The sequence below is a fragment of the Pedobacter sp. MR22-3 genome, assembly GCF_026240075.1.
GTDB lineage: Bacteria > Bacteroidota > Bacteroidia > Sphingobacteriales > Sphingobacteriaceae > Pedobacter.
This window is the reverse complement of the sequence record NZ_JAPIVF010000001.1, coordinates 374,047-396,625: the sequence shown is the minus strand read 5'-3', so window position 1 is coordinate 396,625 and position 22,579 is coordinate 374,047. Positions and strand designations below refer to the sequence as shown.

General features: G+C 40.2%; 14 protein-coding genes. 11 read left to right on the top strand and 3 right to left on the bottom strand.

Annotation, left to right across the window (positions count from 1 at the left end; genetic code table 11):
- Positions 1 to 10 precede the first annotated feature (10 nt).
- The 3 genes from folE to OQ267_RS01750 all read left to right on the top strand — a co-directional run bounded on the left by folE (position 11) and on the right by OQ267_RS01750 (position 5,429).
- Entirely contained in the window at positions 11 to 646 is a 636-nt protein-coding gene (folE, locus tag OQ267_RS01760; RefSeq protein ID WP_088299847.1) for a GTP cyclohydrolase I FolE, read from the top strand.
- A gap of 100 nt (positions 647 to 746) precedes the next feature.
- Positions 747 to 1,628 carry an ACP S-malonyltransferase gene (fabD, locus tag OQ267_RS01755; protein WP_265819299.1) on the top strand — a complete coding sequence of 294 codons (882 nt, stop codon included), beginning with the start codon at positions 747 to 749 and terminating at the stop codon, positions 1,626 to 1,628.
- A 72-nt stretch (positions 1,629 to 1,700) separates the two neighbouring features.
- On the top strand, positions 1,701 to 5,429 hold the full coding sequence (locus OQ267_RS01750) for a sensor histidine kinase (protein ID WP_265834669.1): 3,729 nt from the start codon (positions 1,701 to 1,703) through the stop codon (positions 5,427 to 5,429).
- Between the two features lie 5 nt (positions 5,430 to 5,434).
- Here OQ267_RS01750 and OQ267_RS01745 read toward each other — a convergent pair whose 3' ends face one another.
- Positions 5,435 to 6,337, bottom strand: coding sequence for a hypothetical protein (locus OQ267_RS01745; RefSeq protein WP_088299844.1), 903 nt, complete (start codon positions 6,335 to 6,337; stop codon positions 5,435 to 5,437).
- A 200-nt stretch (positions 6,338 to 6,537) separates the two neighbouring features.
- Between OQ267_RS01745 and OQ267_RS01740 the strand changes: the two genes are divergently transcribed.
- The 6 genes from OQ267_RS01740 (at position 6,538) to OQ267_RS01715 (ending at position 15,916) form a co-directional block, all read left to right on the top strand.
- On the top strand, positions 6,538 to 8,082 hold the full coding sequence (locus OQ267_RS01740; RefSeq protein ID WP_088299843.1) for a glycoside hydrolase family 10 protein: 1,545 nt from the start codon (positions 6,538 to 6,540) through the stop codon (positions 8,080 to 8,082).
- 211 nt (positions 8,083 to 8,293) lie between these two features.
- A complete protein-coding gene (locus tag OQ267_RS01735) occupies positions 8,294 to 9,391 on the top strand; it encodes an endo-1,4-beta-xylanase (protein WP_265834668.1) in 1,098 nt (365 codons plus the stop codon).
- A 4-nt stretch (positions 9,392 to 9,395) separates the two neighbouring features.
- Positions 9,396 to 12,263: a glycosyl hydrolase 115 family protein gene (locus OQ267_RS01730; protein ID WP_265834667.1), complete on the top strand. Its 2,868-nt coding sequence runs from the start codon at positions 9,396 to 9,398 to the stop codon at positions 12,261 to 12,263.
- Positions 12,264 to 12,287: 24 nt separating this feature from the next.
- Positions 12,288 to 13,388: a glycoside hydrolase family 43 protein gene (locus tag OQ267_RS01725; RefSeq protein ID WP_322974708.1), complete on the top strand. Its 1,101-nt coding sequence runs from the start codon at positions 12,288 to 12,290 to the stop codon at positions 13,386 to 13,388.
- 273 nt (positions 13,389 to 13,661) lie between these two features.
- The gene (locus tag OQ267_RS01720; RefSeq protein ID WP_265834666.1) at positions 13,662 to 14,822 is read left to right on the top strand and encodes an acyltransferase family protein; all 1,161 of its coding nucleotides are present in this window, start codon (positions 13,662 to 13,664) and stop codon (positions 14,820 to 14,822) included.
- Positions 14,823 to 14,893: 71 nt separating this feature from the next.
- Complete coding sequence (locus tag OQ267_RS01715; protein ID WP_265834665.1) at positions 14,894 to 15,916, top strand: LacI family DNA-binding transcriptional regulator; 1,023 nt, start codon at positions 14,894 to 14,896, stop codon at positions 15,914 to 15,916.
- Positions 15,917 to 15,919: 3 nt separating this feature from the next.
- On the opposite strand, the gene uxuA is transcribed toward OQ267_RS01715, so the two are convergent.
- Entirely contained in the window at positions 15,920 to 17,089 is a 1,170-nt protein-coding gene (gene uxuA, locus OQ267_RS01710; protein WP_088299838.1) for a mannonate dehydratase, read from the bottom strand.
- 251 nt (positions 17,090 to 17,340) lie between these two features.
- Here uxuA and OQ267_RS01705 point away from each other — a divergent pair, with 251 nt between their 5' ends.
- On the top strand, positions 17,341 to 18,996 hold the full coding sequence (locus OQ267_RS01705; RefSeq protein WP_265834664.1) for a glycoside hydrolase family 43 protein: 1,656 nt from the start codon (positions 17,341 to 17,343) through the stop codon (positions 18,994 to 18,996).
- A 217-nt stretch (positions 18,997 to 19,213) separates the two neighbouring features.
- Here OQ267_RS01705 and nagB read toward each other — a convergent pair whose 3' ends face one another.
- Positions 19,214 to 21,139 (bottom strand): glucosamine-6-phosphate deaminase, encoded by a 1,926-nt coding sequence (gene nagB, locus OQ267_RS01700; RefSeq protein ID WP_088299836.1) that lies wholly within the window; start codon positions 21,137 to 21,139, stop codon positions 19,214 to 19,216.
- A 142-nt stretch (positions 21,140 to 21,281) separates the two neighbouring features.
- Here nagB and OQ267_RS01695 point away from each other — a divergent pair, with 142 nt between their 5' ends.
- Positions 21,282 to 22,478, top strand: a complete 1,197-nt coding sequence (locus OQ267_RS01695) for an anhydro-N-acetylmuramic acid kinase (protein WP_265834663.1) — start codon at positions 21,282 to 21,284, stop codon at positions 22,476 to 22,478.
- The last annotated feature ends 101 nt before the right edge of the window (positions 22,479 to 22,579 follow it).

Here is a 22,579-nt window from a genome sequence, read left to right as displayed (position 1 = left end):
CCCCATATTAATGAGCACTAAAGATGTATTAAAAGGAGAATCGATAGATGGCTATGTAAAAATAGATCGCTATAACGATGATAAAATTGAAGCTGTAGCCTCCCATTATAAAGATATTTTAAGTCAGCTGGGTGAAGACCCTGAGCGTGAAGGTTTGGTGAAAACGCCAGAGCGCGTGGCCAAAGCCTTACAATACTTAACCCATGGTTATGATTTAAAGCCGGATGAGATTTTAAAATCTGCAATGTTTAAAGAGGAATACAGCCAGATGGTTGTGGTAAAAGATATTGAGGTATATTCCATGTGCGAGCACCACATGCTGCCATTTTTTGGAAAAGCCCATATTGCTTACATTCCCAACGGGCATATTGTGGGTTTAAGTAAAATTCCACGAATTGTGGATGCTTTTGCCCGCCGTTTACAGGTTCAGGAACGTTTAACCAATGAAATCAGAGACTGTATTCAAAATACATTAAACCCTATGGGAGTTGCAGTAGTAATGGAATGTAAGCATTTATGCATGTCTATGCGTGGTGTTCAAAAACAAAACTCCGTTACCACCACTTCTGCTTTTACCGGTACATTTTTAAGTAACGATAAAACAAGGTCTGAATTTTTAAGGCTGATTACGGCGAGTTTAGATTAATAAGAGGTATCAAGTTAAAAGTATTAAGTAGTTGGTATCAAGTAAGGCGTTGAAGTGAGCCGCTCCACGCTGAAACGCGAGCCGCCAAACCTAAATTATAATGAAAGCATATATTTTTCCCGGACAAGGGGCACAATTCGTAGGCATGGGTAAAGACCTTTATAATCACCCGAAAGCTGCTGAATTATTTGAGAAAGCAAATGAAATTATCGGTTTCCGCATCAGCGATATCATGTTCGGCGGAACGGATGAAGAACTTAAACAAACCAATGTAACACAACCTGCAATCTTCTTGCATTCTGTTATTTTAGCAAAGGTTTTAGGTGATGATTTTAAACCAGATATGGTGGCCGGTCACTCCTTAGGTGAATTTTCTGCATTGGTTGCTGCAGATGCACTGTCTTTTGAAGATGGCTTTAAATTGGTTATAGCCCGTGCAAATGCTATGCAGAAGGCCTGCGAGGCCCAACCCTCTACTATGGCTGCAATTTTAGGCTTGGCCGATGATGTAGTTGAAAAAATCTGTGCTGAAATCGATGCAGTTGTTGTTCCGGCAAATTATAACTGCCCGGGCCAGCTGGTTATTTCGGGCAGCATTGAAGGAATTGACCTGGCTTGTGCTAAATTAACGGAAGTCGGTGCAAAAAGAGCTCTCAAACTTAATGTTGGCGGAGCATTCCACTCTCCTTTAATGGAGCCTGCTAAAATTGAACTGCAGGCCGCCATTGAAGCCACCAATATTTCTGCTCCGGTTTGTCCGGTTTATCAGAATGTTGATGCTAAGCCCTATACTGATCCGGTAAAGATTAAGGAAAATTTGATTAAGCAGTTAACAGGTGCTGTACGGTGGACGCAAACTGTTGAACATATGCTGGCAGACCAGGCTACAGAATTTGTAGAAGCAGGCCCGGGTAATGTTTTACAAGGATTGGTAAAAAAGGTAAGCCGGGAAGTGCAAACCAGTAGCGCAACTATTGCCTGATATTTCTAAACAGCACCATAAACAAAATATTTGTGGTGCTGTTTTTATCTATATTTACCTTTATCAAAATTAATGACATTGAGCTTTGGTGTAAAAATTAGATTTCTGCTGTTTGTATTAGCCTGTTGCCTGATTACAACCTCTATCACATTAAGCAAATTTACTACCAAATCTGAGCTGCTGGAAAGATATGCCAGGGAAGTTCAAACTAACCTGCTGATTAAGGAAAAGAATGTAGAAGATTTTCTTTCCAATAAAAAAGAAGTACAGAAAGCGAAGCAACTGCATCATAACCCGAAAGGTGCCATTGATTTTTTAAATACTTACAGGAAAAATAAAGGAATCAACCTTTTAACTTTTCAACATAACCAACTTAAATTCTGGAGTTCCTATAAAGTAACAGATTTCGATCTTTCCAGGGTAAAAGAAGGAAAATCCGTATTGTTCTTTTATAATGGATGGTATGAAGTAATTAAGCATTCAGAAGGCAGCTTTTGTTTTGTTTTTCTGATTAGCATCCAATCTCAATACCCGTTTAGGGAAACACCATATTTTAAAAATGACATTGATCCGTCTCTGACGAATTCGAAAATACTAACGCTGGCTTCTTTTACTGATAAGGATGTTTATGTCATCAAAAGCCTGGATAACAAATTTTTGTTCGGACTAAAGATAAAACCAGGATATAGCAACGATTATTATTCGGTTACACAGCTCTGGCTGTTTATTGGCGGCATGCTGTGTATCTGCATGTTTTTTAATTCATTAAGCGCACTGATTGCCAAAAAGGGCTATCTTGTTTCAGGTACTTTTCTGTTACTGGCGTTCTTTGCTTTGTTCCGGTTTTCAGATTTATATTACGGTTGGTTTAACCACCATTTTTCGCTATCACTGTTTGATCCGCGAATTTATGGAGATAGTTTTCTCATGCCTTCTCTTGGTGATTTCATGCTGAATGTATTTTCTTTAACCTGGTTTTTACTGTTTGTATACAACCACAAAGAGGAATACCAGTTTGCCGGATGGATCAAAAGGAGTAAAGTACTGGGTATCCTCATCCATGCGATTTTACTGATTTTCATCGGCATTATAGCTTATTATAGTGATGAGGTCTTTTTCGGGCTTATTTATAATTCCAAAATCAATTTCGAGATTATTAACATTTTAAAGTTAAGCGGCTCAAGCTGGGTCAGTATTGTGATCCTGTGTTTGGTATGGTTTCAGATCTATCTGATTACGGTAATCACTGCTACAATAACGTTATCTTTGAAGGTTACGAACAAAGAAAGGCTGATTATCTTTTTGACCGCCTTTGCCGCACTGTTTGTATACAAAGCCTTAACAGATTTTACTGCCTTTTTTATTGTTTTTGCACTTATTCTGTTTATCATCGCAAGAGGAATCTATGTACAGGGAATCAGGTTCTCGGTTGGTTTATTTGCCATTGTTTTTTTCTGCCTGGCTTTCAATACATCCATTAAATACATTAAATATAAGGATATAAAAGAACGCAGCCTCCGTGAACCGCTGGCCCGCAAAATTCAGTCGTCAGAAGATCCTAATGCCATTATCTCGCTAGGTGTATTCGAATCACAATTGCTTAATGATGAGTTTTTGGTGCGTTATTTTAAACAAGGCGCCGTTACCAATTATACCGTATTAAAAAACCACATTAAAAATTACATGGACGGGTACTTATCCCGTTATGATTATCAGATTTATCCTTATAACAGAAACGGACAGAGCATTGATAATGTGAGAAGCCAGCCTTTTTCAAAATATAAAGAACTGGTTGAATCAGGGTCCGTTAAAATTAACGGAGGTAATTATTTTTACCAGGTGAACAATACCTTTGGTTATCAGGACTATTTCGGTATTATATCTGTGATAGACCATGGGTCGTTATTGGGTACGCTGGTTGTTGAACTCCGTTCGAAACCGTATAATTATAATAATAAATTACCTGACTTACTTGGCGATCAGAAGTTGATCAGAGATGAAGACTTCAGGGGTTATTCCATCGCCTTCTATAACAATAACCGTCTTTTAAATCAATCTGGAAACTATACCTATCCATTAGACGGGCATAATTTTAAGGGCAAAAAGGATGATTTTGTAAGCAGTAGTGATAGCGCACTTCCATACAGTCACCTGATTTACAAGCCTTCGGATAATAAAATGGTGGTCATCAGCAAGGAAAAGGTGGGTTATGTGGAGCGTTTGGCGGCTTTGTCTTTCTTCTTTCTCGTTTTTATCATTTTCTCCTTATTACTTTACGGGTTGGTGTGGCTCATTAAAAACCTGGATGATGAACGGGTAGGCTGGTTTAGCATTAACCGCTCACTCATGATTAATGCCAACAAAATATTGTACAAAACCCGTATTCAGGTATCCATTGTGCTCTCTGTTGTAGCTACCTTACTCATTGTAGGCTGGGTAACTTATTATTACATGGACAATGAATACAGGGGACAGCAAAATGCCGCCATTAAAGATAAGATCAGAAAAGTACAGCAAAATTTTGAGAAACAGGTATTTAGCGGGGGGATTAATGATGACGAAAATGCCGTTGCAGATTTTAACAACTTTGCAGATATCAATAATGCCGACCTGAATCTTTATGATACAAAAGGCAACCTGATCATGACAACCTATCCCAAGTTATACAATTATAAGGTGATTGGTAAAAAGATGGGGCCACTGGCATATACCTATCTTACCCAGCTCAAACGGTCAGAATATATTAACCCGGAAGAAAAGGTGGGCAACCTGACTTACGCAGCTGCATATGCGCCTATTCGCAATGCACAGAATGAAACCATCGCTTACATTGGTTTACCTAATTATTCCAATGAAGAGGAATATTCTGATAAGATTGCACTTTTCGTCAGTAACCTGATCAATATTTATGCACTCGTGTTTGTTGCGGTGGGCGTTTTAGCCGTATTCCTGGCCAATCAGATTACGAGTCCGTTAACTTTTATCCAGGAAAGCATTAGCCGAACCAGGATCGGACAACGTAACGAGCCTATTGTATGGCGGAGACATGATGAAATCGGATCGCTGATTAAAGAGTATAACAGCATGATTGCGGCGCTTGAGGCCAGCGCGGTGAAGCTTGCCCGCTCTGAAAGGGAAAGTGCCTGGCGGGAGATGGCCAAGCAGGTGGCACATGAAATTAAAAACCCGCTCACTCCGCTAAAACTGGGTGTTCAGCTGCTGGAGAAATCCTGGCGGGAAAATGATCCCAATTTTGAGGTTAAGTTTAAAAAGTTTAGTAAATCATTCATTGAACAGATAGACAGCCTTTCTAAAATAGCCTCTGAATTCTCAAATTTTGCCAAAATGCCTGATACCAATCTGGAGAAAATAGAGATTCTGCCGGTACTGGAGCAGGCCAGAGAAGTGTACAAAAATACCGGTAATGCAGAAATAAACCTGCTGAATAAATCCAGTCAGCAGATTTATATCCTGGCAGATCATGACCAGTTATTGAGGAGTTTTAATAACTTGTTTAAAAATGCCATTGAGGCGATTGAAGGCAATGAACACTGTTGCGTAACGGTGGTTTTATACAACGATAAATCGCATGCTTTTGTAGAAATCAAAGACAACGGAAAAGGAATTCCACTGGTATTACACGATAAAATTTTTGTACCAAATTTTACCACTAAAACTTCCGGAACTGGTTTGGGGCTTGCTTTTGTCAAGCAGGCTGTAGAAAATGCGGGTGGCGAGATAAGTTTTACTTCAGTGCCTGATGTGGGTACTACGTTTTATCTTACATATCCACTGGCATAAAGGCCTTATCTTAATTCTACCTGGGCTTTCCCCATTGTATTGCCATTAGTATATAAAATAACAGTATAAATTCCTTTCATGAATGATTTTGGATTCTTCCAATCGATCACGTAAGAGCTGTTGTCATTATTGTAGTCTATATAGATGGAATGACTAAACTGCATCTCCTGGCCATCGGCCTCAAAACGATCTCCGTCATCAGCCAGTAAATTCCCTGCAGGGTCAAATACCCGCAGGTAGATGTTGTGGTGGCCCTTTTCTGCAAGCTCATTTGGGATAATAGTAAAGCGAACGCTTAACTTTTCTGCAGCTGAAGATTTGCTAACCTGAACTTTTTTTCCGCTCGATTTTGTCCTAAAAGCAAAGATTTCTGCATTCTGCAGCTTTAATGCCGCTGCAGTTTTAACCTTGGCACTAAGACTGGCATTTTCATCTTCTAAGCCTGAAGCTCTATTGCTGATGTTTCTTAAGGTATTCTCCAGGCTGTCTCGGCTGTTTTTCAGGAAAATATTGTCTTTCTGAAGCTGGATAATCTGATCATTATAATTCTTCACAAAAACCTTCAGCTCACTAATCTGGGTATTGGCTTTATCCAGTTCGCCCTGGGTAATCTCTCCTTTTTCTAAAGCAAGTTTAAGTTCTTCAATTTTCTTTCTGGCCAGTTGCTGCTCTTCTACGAGTTTTTCATTTAAATCAAGATTCAGTGCATTTACTTTGTCAAGCTCTACTTCAATTTTCTCCACTTCTAAACGAAGTTTATCTTTTTCTGTACTTACTGTTACAAACTTTTTGCTCTGTTGTCTGTCTTTAAAAAATAAATAAGCGTTTGTTCCGACAAGTGCCGCAATAACAATGATCAGAAAGTAGATTTTATTCCTATCTCCCTTATTAATCTTTTGTGGTTCCATTCTTAATAATGCTGTATCTTCTTAAATTAATATACTTTTGTTCTCCCATAGGTATAAGGGGTACAATTAATTTAGCAGGGCGCAAAATAGAATTATTAATAAAATTTATAAGAGTTTTTAAAAAAAATCGTTTAATTGCTAAGATTCATTTGTATTACACACACAAATAAAACATCCTGAATAAAAAATAAGACAGAATAATGCTTAAAAACTTTCTATACGCACTTTTAATTGTAACTACACTACCATATATATTAAATGCTCAACCACCATCAAAAATTGCACCAAAAAGAGAGTTCAGGGGCGTTTGGGTTGCCACGGTGACCAATATCGACTGGCCCTCAAGGCCAGGATTAAGCGTTGACCAGCAAAAGCAGGAGCTGATCGGTATTCTTGAACGCCATAAATCACAGGGCATGAATGCCATTATTTTACAGGTACGGCCTGCCGGCGATGCTTTTTATGCCAAATCAAGGGAGCCCTGGAGCCAGTGGTTAATGGGAAGGCAAGGTTTGGCTCCGGCACCTGGATATGATCCTTTAGCTTTCGCCATTAAAGAATCTCATATCAGGGGGATGGAACTGCATGCATGGTTTAATCCTTACCGAGCCAGCATGAGTAGCAGCACTGTGTTCAGTGAAAATCATGCCATCAGAAAACACCCCGATTGGTTTTTTACTTATGGTGGTAAAAAGCATTTTGATCCGGGAATACCTGATGTCAGGGCATATATTGTTCAGGTTATTTTAGATGTAGTAAAGGAGTATGATGTGGATGGGATCCATTTTGATGATTATTTTTATCCCTATAAACTTGAAGGACAAACCATTAATGATTCGGAAACATTCAATAAATACAAAGAAGACTTTACTGATATCAGAGACTGGAGAAGGAATAATGTTAACCTCTTGATTAAAGAAATAGATGACAGTGTTCATCATTATAAAAAATGGGTAAAATTCGGCGTCAGCCCTTTTGGAATCTGGCGGAATAAAAACGAAGATCCGGAAGGTTCTGCTACCAGTGGCTTATCCAATTATGCGGAACTTTTTGCCGATAGCCGGAAATGGGTAAAAGAAGGCTGGGTAGATTATATCAATCCGCAGATTTATTTCTCTTTTACCAGGAGGGTTGCACCTTTCGGTACACTGGTTGATTGGTGGAGCAACAATAGCTATGGCAGGCATGTATACATCGGGCAGGCTGCCTATCTGGTAAATTCACGTGCAGAGAAAGCCTGGAGTAACCCTGCTGAAATACCCAATCAGATCCGGTATTTAAGAGAGAACAGCCGCATTCAGGGCAGTGTGTATTTTAGTTCCAAATCATTAAGTACAGTGGCAAGATCTTTGGCCGACTCACTAAAAAATAATTATTATAAATACCAGGCTTTACCGCCGCAAATGCCCTGGCTGGATGAAGTACCGCCCAATCAGCCACAACAATTATCAGCCGATGCACTTAAAGATGGTGTTCATTTAAAATGGGAGAAACCATTAAAGGCTAAAGACGGGGAAACGGCATCAGGTTATGTGATTTATCGCTTTGCAGAAGGAGAAAAGATCTCTGTTCTTGATCCGAAAAACATCATCAGAATCAGTTTTGAAGATTATGTCTCGTTTATAGATACCGGTATAGAAAATGGAAAGCGTTATAGCTATCTGGTAACGGCCTTAGACCGCCTCAAGAACGAAAGTGAGCCCAGCGGACCCGTAGGTGTGGAGGTTCCTTTGGCAAAGGAATAGCGGAGTTGGTAAGGTGTGCGGATAGCGGCTTAGCTGATGAGTTGGGAAGTTGAAATGGTTCTGGCTGGATGGGGGAGTTGCTCATTTGATCAAGAAAACAGTAAATATGTGCAACCGATTGCTGTTTGAGGTAAATAGTTATACTTTAGTACGGGTATAATTTTATCAAACCAGGTATAGCATGAGCAGGAAGTGTAAATTCTTAAGATTTATGGGATCAGTATTATGGATTTATTTTCCGTTAATAATGATGCTGAACTCCTGCAAATCGCCGCAAAACATGGTTAATTATTCCTCAGATCAGCGTGGCTTAAAAGACTTCTATCAATCTTATTTTTCAATTGGTGTGGCGTTAGGCATGAAAGACCTTGCCGGAAACGCGGTGCCGCTGATCAAAAAACAGTTCAATAGCATTACTGCAGAAAATGCAATGAAAATGGCTTCTCTGCAGCCCAGAGAGGGTGTTTTTTACTGGAAAGAAGCTGATTCTATCATCAATTTCGCACAAAGAAACGGCATTAAAGTTCGCGGCCATAATTTATGCTGGCATGAGCAAGCTCCAGATTGGCTTTTCAAAGATCATGAAGGTAAAGAAGTGACCAAAACAGTATTGCTGCAAAGATTAAAAACACACATTACTGCGGTCGTAAGTCGATATAAGGGAAAAATTTATGCTTGGGATGTTGTTAATGAAGCCATAGATGATGATCCAAAAGAATATTTAAGAAAATCTAAATGGTTCCAGATCTGTGGTGAAGAATTTATTGTAAAGGCATTTGAATATGCACACGAGGCCGATCCTGACGCTAAACTTTTTTACAATGATTATAATACCGAAAGGCCTGAAAAACGGGAAAGAATTTATAAACTACTAAAAAGTTTAAAAGATAAAGGTGTACCAATTGATGGCATAGGTTTACAGGCACACTGGTCTGTGCAGGAGCCTGGCGAAGATGAACTTAGGACAGCCATAGAAAGCTATTCATCACTCGGACTTAACATCCAGCTTACGGAACTCGATATTTCCATTTATCCATGGGAAAAAAATAAACGTGCCCGCAGACCAGGCGAATCGGACGTGTTTACGCCCGAACTGGAAAAAGCACAACGGGATAAATATGCGATGGTTTTTAAAATTTTCCGCCAATATAAAAATGTCATTACCAATGTCACATTCTGGAATATCTCCGACCGCTATTCATGGCTGGATAATTATCCGGTAGCTGGAAGAAAAAATTATCCGTTGCTTTTCGATGGGCATTTCCAGCCTAAAAAGGCCTATCAGGAAGTCATTAACTTTAAAGATTAACCAGATGAAGAAACTAGTTCTTATTATGATATTCCTCGGTTGCAAAGCCATCAGTCAGGCTGCAGGTGTTGATCCATTCATTTCAAAAAGCTATGTTAAGGGAAGTTTTGCACTGGCAGGCAAAGGCATGGTATCTTCTATTCTGGTAAGTGGAAATGAATGGCCTGGCGTTATCCGGGCCGCTACTAATCTTCAGGTGGATGTTGAAAAAGTTACCGGCTTAAAGCCAGCTTTTCTAAGCGATAAAACAGCCAATACCGCCATTATTATAGGTACCATAGGAAAGAGCAATATTATTGATCAGTTAATTCAGGATGGTAAAATTAATGTAGCCGGTGTGGCAGGTAAGTGGGAAAGCACCTTGATTGAAGTGGTGATGAATCCTGCGCCGGGAATAGATTCAGCACTGGTGATTGCTGGCAGTGATAAACGTGGAACCATTTATGGGATATATGAATTATCCGGGCAGATGGGTGTTTCACCATGGTACTACTGGGCAGATGTTCCGGTTAAAAAAAGTGAAGCGCTTTTTGCCATTTCAGGCAGGCATATTATTGCTTCGCCTGCTGTAAAGTACCGTGGCATATTTCTTAATGATGAAGCTCCGGCACTTTCGGGCTGGAGCAAAAAGGAATTTGGGGGCTTCAACAGCAAATTTTATAGTAAAGTATTTGAATTGATTCTGCGTTTAAAAGGCAATTACCTTTGGCCAGCCATGTGGGGCAGCGCTTTTAACGATGATGATCCCATGAATCCGGTTTTGGCTGATGAATATGGTGTAGTAATCGGGACTTCGCACCATGAACCTTTGGCCAGGGCACATGATGAATGGAAAAGATATAAAGGTGGCAAATGGAATTATGATCAGAATCCCGAACAGCTGCGGGCCTTTTGGGAAAGTGGTTTGAAGCGTGTGGCTGATAAGGAGCAGATCATAACAGTCGGTATGCGTGGTGACGGAGATGAACCGATGACAGCCGGAACGGCTACCGCATTACTGGAAAAAATCGTGAAAGACCAGCGTGAAATCATTGAAAAAGTAACGAAAAAACCCGCTTCTGAAACACCTCAATTATGGGCACTCTATAAAGAAGTACAGGCCTATTATGATAAGGGCATGCGGGTGCCTGATGATGTTACCTTACTGCTTTGTGACGATAACTGGGGCAATATCAGGAAACTGCCCAAGCTTAATGAGGCACCCAGAAAAGGTGGTTATGGCATTTATTATCACTTTGATTATGTGGGCGATCCACGAAATTATAAGTGGATCAATACCAATCCCATCCAAAAAATCTGGGAGCAGATGAATCTCGCTTACGAGTATAATGCGAGTCAGATCTGGATTGTAAATGTAGGTGATTTGAAACCAATGGAATTCCCCATTTCATTCTTCCTGGATTATGCATGGGCACCAGATGCCATCCCCGCAGAAAAACTGAAGCAATATACCATCGATTGGTCTGCACAACAATTTGATAAAACCTATGCTGTGGAAATTGCTGAAATACTTGACCTTTACTCCAAATATAACGGTCGGGTAAAGCCAGAATTGCTGAATGACCGTACCTACAGCTTAACCAATTACAATGAATTTGAAAATGTAGTTGCAGATTACCAGAAACTGGAGCAAAAGGCCAGATTCATTTTTGATCGGATCCCGGCCGAGCAAAAGGATGCTTATTATCAGCTGGTCATGCATCCGGTAGAGGCCAGCGCGAACCTTTACAACCTTTATTATCATGTGGCCAAGAATAAGCTTTATGCCAAACAAGGTCGTTTCGCCACAAATGCAATGGCTGATCAGGTTGCAGCATGGTATAAACGTGATGAAGAAATCACCCAATATTATAACAAAACCATGGCCAATGGAAAATGGAACCACATGATGGATCAAACCCATATTGGCTATACCTCCTGGCAGCAACCTGAAAAGAATGCTATTCCAAAAACGATAAGGCAGACTTCCGGCTCGGCGCAAACTAAGCCACAAATGGGGCTGGCCATTGAAGGGAGTGATTCTTCCTGGGTAAGCAATGAAAAAGTAAATGTTGCTGTTCCAACTTTTGATCATGATATCAATTCATCACATTATATTGAATTATTTAACAAGGGTAATGGTTCTGTACACTATCAGATAAAGGCTCCGTCGCATGTTAAACTGAGCACGGCAAAAGGAATCTTAAATGAGGAGAAGAGAATCTGGATCAGTATTGACTGGGGCAGGGCACCAAAAGGGAAAACACAGGCAAACCTTATGATAACCGGAAGTGATGGAACAAAATTAAGTGTTCCTTTATCGTTAAATCATGCAACATATACGAATCAAATTGTAAATGCTTTTGCAGAACGCGACGGTTATATTTCTATGGAAGCACCAAATTACAGCAGGGCAATGAGCAACCGCCCGATATTTTGGAAAACCATCCCGAACTACGGAAAAACCACAGGAGGAGTGCTTCCGGTTCCGGTTACATCACCTGCTCAAAACCTGGATGCCAATACCCCGCATCTGGCGTATGATCTTTATCTTAACCGCGCAGGTACATTTAACCTTCATACTTATATTTCACCTACCATTGATTTTACCAATAGTGATGGATTAAAATTTGCCGTTTCCATTGATGATGAACCACCAGTGATCGTCAATATCAGTGCCGGATATCAAACAGATCCCGCCTGGCGACGATCAGTAGCCGATAATATCAAGATCTTCAAAACAGCCGTGAATTTCAAAAAAAGCGGCAGGCATACCCTTAAATACTGGATGATAAACCCGGGAGTGGTATTACAGAAACTGGTACTCGACCTGGGTGGCCTGAAGCCAAGTTTTCTTGGTCCACCGGAAACTTTTATAAGTAAATCAAAATAAACTTAACCATTTATAAATCTTAAAATGATGAGAAACATTAAAAAATTATCTGGACTGGCCTTAGTTATGGCACTTGCAGTAACCAGTTCCTGCCAGCAAAATGCAAAGAAAAACACTTCAGAAACAGCTGATACCAGTAAAAAATCCAAGTATCTTTCGCAGCCTTTAATCAGTGAAATTTACACGGCAGATCCTTCGGCACATGTTTTTAATGGGAAAATATACATTTATCCATCGCATGATATCGATGCCGGAGTACCTGAAAACGATAATGGCGATCATTTTGCCATGAATGATTACCATATCCTGAGTATGGACAGCATAAATGGAAAGGTAACAGATCATGGCGTAGGTTTAAGTATAAAGGATATTCCATGGGCAGGCCGCCAGCTCTGGGCACCTGATGCAGCCTTTAAAGACGGTACTTACTACCTGTATTTTCCGGTAAAAGATAAACAGGATGTGTTCCGTATAGGGGTGGCCACGGCTAAAGATCCGGCAGGTCCGTTTAAGGCAGAACCAAAACCAATAGAAGGAAGTTTCAGTATTGATCCTGCCGTATTTACTGATACAGATGGTTCAAGTTATATGTACTTCGGAGGTATCTGGGGTGGTCAGCTACAACGCTGGAACAATAGCAAATACGATGCAAATGGTTCAAAGACCGATTCTCAAAAGGAAAACGAGCCTGCATTAACGGCGAAAATAGCAAAGCTGAGTAAAGATATGTTAACTTTTGATGGTGCGGTGAAAGATGTAGTGATACTCGATCAAAATGGTAAACCATTGCTCACCAAAGACCATGACAGGCGTTTCTTTGAGGGCGCATGGATGCACAAGTATAATGGAAAATATTATTTTACATATTCTACCGGTGATACACACTTTTTAGCTTCGGCCATTGGCGATAGTCCTTTCGGGCCATTTAAGTATCAGGGTACTTTTATGAATCCGGTTCAGGGATGGACAACACATCATTCTATTGTTGAAGTGAAAGGGAAATGGTATATCTTTTACCATGACACCCAGCTTTCAAATAAAACGCATCTCAGAAATATAAAGGTGACAGCACTTACGCATAACCCGGATGGAACCATAGCCTTAATAGAGCCGATGAAAAAATAATTCAGCATTAACCTGATTGGTTTTAGCACAAAAAGGCTGATGATTTTTAAAATTGTGCGCTATCACTTTAAGCTTCGTAAGTTGAATTTTCGGCTTGCGAAGTCTTAAGGTTTACCCAATAGGCTTTACCAGTTTAGAAAGAGGTTGGTTAATTTTTTAAACCACGTAATTTGCCATTACATAATCTCGCATTAAGCCGCGTAGAACGTGATCATTTATTTCGCGATGTAAAAGCAAAGTATTAAATTAGTTTGCTAAACCTAATTCTAATTCATGACCAAGCCTAAACAACGCCTGCTATCACTTGATTTCTTCAGGGGATTAACTGTTGCCGCGATGATTTTAGTGAATAATCCGGGTAGCTGGGGCCACATTTATGCACCTTTAGAACATGCAGAATGGAATGGTTGTACACCAACAGATTTAATTTTTCCTTTTTTTCTCTGGATTGTTGGTGTCTCCATTGCATTTGCGATGAGCAGTAGTAAGGCAGATCCAAGCACACACTACAAAACCATCAATAAGGCAATCAAAAGAGGTGTTATTCTCTATCTGCTTGGATTTTTCTTGGCCATATTCGGCAAAATGATGGCCGTTATGACTGATGGTAAAAGTCTTTTAGAAGCTTTTCAAACCGTCAGGCTGCTGGGTGTTTTACAGCGCATTGGGATTGTATTTGTCGTAAGTAGCATCATTTTTCTAAAAGTTTCCACCCGGGGCATATTCAAATTATTAATTTCCATTTTAGCCATTTACTGGGCACTCATGACTTTTGTGCCCGTGCCTGGCATAGGCTATGCAAATCTTGAGAAAGAAACCAACCTGGCTGCATGGATTGATAGAGGGATTTTAACCGAAGCGCATACCTGGTCATCATCAAAAACCTGGGATCCTGAAGGTATATTAAGTACATTACCGGCTATAGGTACCTGTTTGTTTGGCATTCTGGCAGGGGTATGGATGCGTGGAAAAGATACGGATCAACCTACAAAGGTAGCCTGGTTATTCACTGCAGGTATAGCTGCGGTTATTTTAGGGTTACTGTGGGATTTACAGTTTCCCATTAACAAAGCCTTGTGGACCAGTTCATATGTATTGTATGCCGGTGGTTTAGCATCTATCGGATTTGCACTTTGTTACTGGCTGATTGATGTTCAGGGTTATAAAAGAATTACACAGCCTTTTGTTGTTTACGGCGTAAATGCCATTACTGTCTTTTTTCTGGCAGGCCTGATGCCACGTATGTTAAATTTTATTAAACTGCCAAATGCTGACGGTACTCAATCACCATTACTTGAAAAGATGTATGCTACGTTTTATACGCCTTTCTTTTCGCCTGTTAATGCATCATTGGCCTGGGCCATAAGTTATGTGCTTGGTTTCTATGTACTCCTGTATTTCATGTATAAAAAGAATATCATCATTAAGGTTTAATTGTTAAATTGGCGGAACAATCGGTTGAAAAATAGAATATGATAAATTGGTAGCCCTCATTACATTAAAAATTGAGTAAGAAAACAACTATATACGATATTGCCAAAGCTTTAAACATTACTGTTTCTACGGTTTCGAGGGCTTTAAGTGGTTTTCCGGCAATAAGTGAAGCCACCCGTAAGGCCGTAATTGAAACGGCAGAAAAGCTGAATTATAGTCCTAATAAGCTGGCTTCGGCACTAAAATCAGGCAAAACACATATTATTGGTGTCATTGTGCCTAGTGTGCAGGCTCATTTTTTTGCCTCCATTATCCACTGTATTGAGGACGGCTTAAAAGACAGTGGTTACCGGGTAATCATTTATCAATCAAATGAATCGATTGAAAATGAAATTAATGGCGTAAAAACATTGCTTGAGGCTCAGGTAGATGGCATTATGGCTTCATTGTCTCTGGAAACGAGTGATGTATCTCACTTTAAGGAAATTGTAAAACAAAACAAGCCCCTGATTCTTTTCGACCGTGTAAACGAAGATTTGAATGTGCCTACTATTACCCTTGATGATTTTAGGGCGGGTTATATGGCCACCCAGCATTTAATTGATCAGGGATACCGGAACATTGCTTTCATAACCACTATTCATCAGATTAAAATTTTTAACGACAGGCTGAAGGGGTATAAAGCGGCATTACAGGACAATCATCTGCCTGTTTTGGAAGAGTATATTCATTTTGGCGGATTATCCATTAAAGACGGCAGGTTTGGTGCCGGAAAATTAATGCGGTTTGAAAATAGACCGGATGCCATTGTTGCCGGAGATGATTTTACGGCATTGGGTGTAATTAAAAAACTGAAGGAGATTGATCAGACACCGCCTGAAATCGGGGTGATTGGTTTTGCGAATGAAGCATTTTCGGCCTATATCACGCCAAACTTATCTACCATTGATCAGCATGCCTCGCAAATGGGACAGGAATGTGCAAAAATGTTTCTAAAGATGATTCATCAGGAAAATCCTTATGAAAATACAGCGCATATTGTGTTAAATCCAACGGTGGTAGAAAGGCAATCTAGTACTAAATTGCCTTCCTGATGCTTAATTGAATAAGCTTTTGCTGATGCCCATTTCAAGGCCTCTGATTTCGGCCAGGCCTTTGAGCCTACCTATGGCAGAATATCCTGGATAAGGTTGTTTGCTAAGGTCATCAAGCATCTGGTGTCCATGATCCGGACGCATTGGTATTGTTCTGTTTTCAGCATGCATCAGTTTTACTGCTTCACGAACGACTGTAAACATATCGGCATCGCCCTCCAGGTGATTGGCTTCATAAAAATTACCGTCTTCATCCCTTTTTGTACTTCTTAAATGGAGAAAATGGATTCTTGAACCTAATCTTTTGATCATCCCCGGGAGATCATTATCTGGTCTTGCACCAAATGAACCACTGCAGAAACAAAGCCCATTTGATTTAGCCGGTACCTGGTCGATCAGGTATTGTGCATCTTTTTCTGTACTCATAATTCTGGGTAAACCTAAAATGGGATAAGGAGGATCATCCGGGTGGATGGCCATTTGCATACCGTGTTCGTCTGCAACCGGCGTAATCTCTTTCAGAAACTGAACCAGGTTTTGTTTTAAGATATCGGAGGTAATTCCTTTAAAGCCATCTAATAATGCTAAAACTTGTTCAGGTGTGAAATGATCCTTGCTGCCTGGTAAGCCCTGCAAACAATTTGCAGTGAGTTCATTTTTTTGTGTATCGGTTAATTTGTCGAAATAATGAGTAGCCTTTTTTATTTCATCTTCAGTATAATCTGCAGTTGCATTTGGCCTTTTCAGTAAAAATAAATCGAAAGCGATGAATGCTGATTTTTCAAATCGTAAAGCCAGGGCCCCGGTTTCAGTTTCGTACCTGAGGTTGGTGCGCATCCAGTCCAATACCGGCATAAAATTATAGGTAATCACCCTGATGCCGCAGGAGGAAAGGTTCTCCAGGCTTATTTTATAATTGTTGATCCAGGTTTGGTACTTCCCGGCTCTTTTTTTAATGTCTTCATGTACCGGTAAGCTCTCCACAACACTCCAGGTCATACCGGTCTCTTCAATTTCAGCCTTTCTTTTCTGAATTTCTTCAACAGTCCAGATTTCACCTACCGGAATGTGGTGTAGTGCCGTAACCACACCACTGCAGCCCGCCTGTTTAATGTCTGTTAAACTTACAATGTCATCTGGTCCATACCAACGCATGGTTTCAATCATTTTCATTTCTATCGTTTTGATTTTGGTTTAATATAATTGGTATTGCTGCTTGTTCAGTAAAAATTTTTGTGCTTTATTTAACAGGTAAAATTAAAATATTGGTTACAACTGTGAATTTATGTAAAAAGCACCTTATACCGTACTTTTAACATGCCATAAATTGTAGAGGCAAAATAAGAAAAAAAATCATATTGCAATCGGTTGCATTTTCATGCCATTATGTATATCTTCAACAATTTAACCAGGTATAAATAAATATGAGAAAGCTGATTTTCCTTTTTTTAATAGGCATAACGTTCCGGGGCGTTGCACAAATTAAGTTTAACAACCCCATATTATCAGGTTTTTATCCCGATCCCAGTGTAACTAGAGTTGGATCAGATTACTATCTGGTCAACTCAACTTTCTCGTATTTTCCAGGTATTCCTGTGTTTCATAGTCAGGATTTAAAAAACTGGAAGCAGATTGGAAATGTAATCGATCGCCCTGGTCAGATGAATTTTATGGACAATCGTGTTTCCAGGGGATTATTCGCGCCAGCAATTCATTATCATAATGGATTATTTTACGTTACCTGCACTTTGATAGATGGAAAGGGTAATTTTGTGGTCACGGCTAAAAACCCTGCGGGGCCATGGAGCGATCCTGTTTGGCTGCCTCAGGTGAAGGGAATCGATCCATCTTTATTTTTCGATCGTGATAAAGCTTATATTATTTACAACAGTGATGCGCCGGATAATAAACCTTTGTACAGTGGCCACAGAACAATCAGGATGTATGAATTTGATCCTGAAACCTTAAGCGTTCGGGGTGAAGAAATACAACTGGTTAATGGCGGTGTTGATATCAGTAAAAAACCGGTTTGGATTGAAGGACCACATATTTTTAAAAGAGGAGAATGGTATTACCTCTGTGCTGCGGAGGGAGGAACATCAGTAAATCATTCACAAGTGGTATTAAGAGGTAGATCCGTATCGGGGCCATATCTGCCTTATGAAAATAATCCGATTTTAACACAGCGGAACTTAGATCCGAACAGGAAAAATCCTGTTACTTCGGCTGGTCATGCAGAACTTGTAGAAGGTCCGGATGGAAATACCTATGCTGTTTTCTTAGCGGTCCGGCCATATGAGGGCGATTATTACAATACCGGGCGGGAAACTTTTATTGCACCTGTAAAATGGGAAAACGGATGGCCTGTCATTAATCCGGATAACAAGGAAATAAAATATAGTTATTCGGCTGGCTTCAAAGAAGTCAAGCAAAAAGACGCAAGACCTCAAAGTGGCAATTTCTCTTACAGAATAGAATTTAAAGACAAGCTTGATCCTGCCTTACTTTTTCTAAGAACTTTAGATACAAGCTGGTTTAAGCTTAGTAAAACTGATGGTTTAACGATGAATCTACTGCCCGAAACCTGTATGGGAAAAGCTAATCCTGCCTTTATTGGTAAACGATTGCAACACATCAAAGCCAAAGCCAGTACGGAGATGGTATTTAAAGCCAAAACAGCTAACGAAAAAGCCGGGATAATGATTTTTCAGAATGAATATCATTTTTACTATTTATGCCGATCAGTTGTAGATGGCAAATCAGTATTGCAGGTTTTAAAAGGCGACCAGGATCAAAAAAAGGCAACGCTAATTAAACAGGTTGAAATCAGTGGAAATAATAAAGTATACCTGCAGATTGAAACAAATGGCGATAAATGTAATTTTCAATATGCTACACAACCTAATAAATGGAAACTGCTATTGGGTGATGTTGACGGGAAGTATCTGAGTACTAAAGTGGCAGGCGGATTTGTAGGATCTCTATTTGCCCTCTATGCTACCTCTTCCGGCGAAGCTTCCCAAAATGTTGCAGGTTTTAAATGGCTGGACTATGCGGGTAATGATGAAATTTACCGTTAGTGCCAACTTGCGAAGTATGGGCGGGATGTGGGTTTGGAAGAACTTCTTTTCAATTTAGTTTAATAAACAAAAAGGGGCTGTGTCATAAATCAATTTATCTTTGAATCTTGTCACGTTGAACTTGTAGAAACGCGCTGAACGGCTTTTTTAAAAGTCCTTCGACAGCCTCAGGAAGACATTTTGTATTTATGAGACAGCCTCTTAAATCTTAATTTATTTAGTCCTGAAACTTCCACCTGACGAAAGCTTCCATGGCTTCATATTCAGCCAGGCCGAGTTCATCATAGGCTTTAGCCGTTTCACGGTTGCGGTCTTCTGCACGTTGCCAGAATTCCCTTGAATCGTCGCCCGGAAAAACAGCCCGGTCTTTCTGACTCTGGTGCTTAAAGATCGCATTCCTTTTGCGCTCCAATTCCTGAGGAGAAATGGGTACAGCCATTTCAATTTCATGGGTTTCAAATTCATGCCATGCACCACGATACATCCATAACCAGCAATCTTTAGCCCATTCTTCCGTTTCACGAAGGCGGGTTAAAGCCGCAAGAATAATATTGAAGCAAACAATGTGCGTTCCATGCGGATCTTCAAAATCACCGGCAGCAAAAACCTGCTGTGGTTTTACCTTTTGTAAAAGTTGAATGGTTAAATCAATATCTGCGTCGGTAACCGGATTTTTCTGGTTCTTTCCGCTTTCATAAAAAGGAAGTGCCTGGAAATGAATGTGATCATCTTCCAAACCACAATAACGCGCACCGGCAATGGCTTCACCTTTTCTAATTAATCCTTTAACGGTTTGAATTTCAGGAGTATCTACCTGGTTGGGTTGTTTAGCCTCAATGAAAGTCCTCATTTTATGGTAAAGATCTTTCAGGTGAGTGTTATCCATGCCCATTTTCTCTGTAAAATCTACATTAAATTCTACAAAACGCAAGGCATCATCATCCCAAACGGCGGTATTTCCAGAAGTTTGATAAGCTACATGCACATCATGTTGCTGATCAACTAACCGGATGAAGGTACCACCCATCGAAATTACGTCATCATCAGGATGCGGAGAAAATATAATCACCCGTTTTTTCGCTGGTTCAGCTCTTTCCGGACGTTGAGAATCATCAGCATTAGGCTTTCCGCCTGGCCAGCCGGTAATGGTATGTTGTAATTTATTGAAAATATGAATGTTGATGTTGTAAACCGGACCCTTTTCAGTAGCCAGTTGCGCCATACCATTATTGTTGTAATCATCTTCTGTTAACTTTAATACCGGTTTACCTAAGGTATTGGCCAACCAGATTACAGCTTTACGGATCAATGCGTCAGTCCAGATGCAATCTTTAACCAACCATGGCGTATCAAAACGAGTCAATTCTGAGGCCGCAGGGGTATCCAGGATAAACTCAACATGATCCGACAATTGCAGATAGGTTGCCGGAACCTCGCCAGAGATTTCTCCTTCTACAGCTTTTTTAATGATGGATGCTTTTTTACGGCTCCATGCCATCAGGATAATTTCCCTTGCTTTAAAAATGGTGCCGATACCCATGGTAATGGCTTTGGTGGGTACAAAGGTTTTTCCACCGAAATCACGTGCAGCATCTCTGCGTGTCAGATCATCCAAAGTCACCAATCGGGTACCTGAATTTGGTGCCGATCCGGGTTCGTTAAATCCAATGTGGCCAGTACGGCCAATTCCAAGTATCTGGATATCCAAACCGCCTAAATCACCAATTTTCTTTTCATAATCCAGGCAAAAGGCCGGAATATCTTCCAGTGCCAGGGTACCGTCAGGAATATGAACATTGTTCTTGTCGATATCGATGTGATCGAAAAGATTCTCATTCATAAACGTAACATAACTCTGCGCTGCAGTTGGCGCCATTGGATAGTACTCATCCAGGTTAAAAGTAATCACATTTTTAAAACTTAAACCCTCTTCTTGATGCAGTCTGACCAGTTCGGCATAAACTGCAATTGGGGTAACACCTGTTGCTAAGCCCAGTACTGCAGGTGTGTTGCTTGCTTGTTTGGATTTAATGAGGTTGGCGATTCGGTGCGCCACATTAACTGAAGCAATTTTTGGATTTTCGAACACGCTTACGGGTAGTTTCTCGAAACGTGTCTCCTCCAGTAGATTTAATCTAGCCATTTTTTTTATATGGTTTTTAATGTACGGAGCAGTAAAGATAGCGAGTTATGTGCAGTTTTTAATAAAGGTTATTTACTTTTATTGATTAAATGCCCGATGTACAAAAACTAAGCGCTATCAATTTTAACAATCAAGCCTGAATATGAATAATCAAATTCAAAACCTCTATCTGAAAGCAAATAAAGCCGAAAGACTGATTATTGGTTTAATGAGCGGTACCTCTATGGATGGTTTGGATATTGCACTTTGTAAAGTAAGTGGAAGCGGTGCGGATACGGATATTGAGGTGTTGGAATTTAAAACCGGAGATTTTACACCTGATTTCCGGGCAAAGGTTAAGGCGGTATTTTCTAAAAAGGAAGTGGATCTGCAGTTGGTTTGCCTGATGAATGAGTTGATTGCCGATACCCATGCCGGGTTGATTAATGATGCGTTGAAGGAATGGGGTTATCAAAATGAAGAGATCGATTTCATCGCCAGTCACGGACAAACCATTTTTCATGCACCAAAATCATTGCATCAAATGAATGATTATCCAAACGGTACCTTACAGATTGGTGATGGTGATCATATTGCCGTAAAAACCGGGATTATTACCTTATCTGATTTCAGGCAGAAACACCTGGCGGCAGGGGGTGAGGGAGCTCCATTGGCGGTATATGGCGATTATTTAATCTTTTCTAAAAAGGCAGAAGACCGAATCATGCTGAATATCGGGGGCATTGCCAATTTCACCTACCTCCCGGGAAGCTTGCAGGCAGATGAAGTTTTTTCTACCGATGTGGGGCCGGGTAATACCCTGATGGATCAGTTTATGCAACAGCATTTCAATCGGTTTTATGATCAACATGCTGCAATAAGTTTATCGGGGAATTTAAACCAGGATTTGCTTTCCGCCTTGCTGAACAATGAATTTTTTGAGGCCACTTTCCCTAAAACCACCGGACCAGAGTTGTTTAACCTGGATTATCTGCTGAATGCACAAAAAGCCTCCGGAACTGCAAATCTTAAAAAAGAAGATGTAATGGCTACACTCTGTCACTTTTCTGCCGAAACCATTGCTCATGCGATTCAAAAGTGTTTTGTCAGGGAGGTAAAGGCAAAGGTTTTAATGAGCGGTGGCGGGATGCATAACCCATTGCTGGTTAATTTATTACGTGATAAATTGCCTGATTTCAGTTTTGGAACCACTGCCGATTTAAATATAAATCCAGATGCAAAGGAAGCCGTATTGTTTGCCGTTCTGGCAAATGAAACGCTTAGTGGTAAACCTATTGATTTTGGCCACAGAAAAGGAGTTCCTTCCGTGTGCATGGGTAAAATCAGTTTACCCCAATAGCTGGATTTAATTGATTTCTTCAGGAAGACTGATTACAAGGAATAAAAATTGGCTTTGTAAGTGATTTTACTAAATTTGTTTAAAATCCAGACCCTAACCTA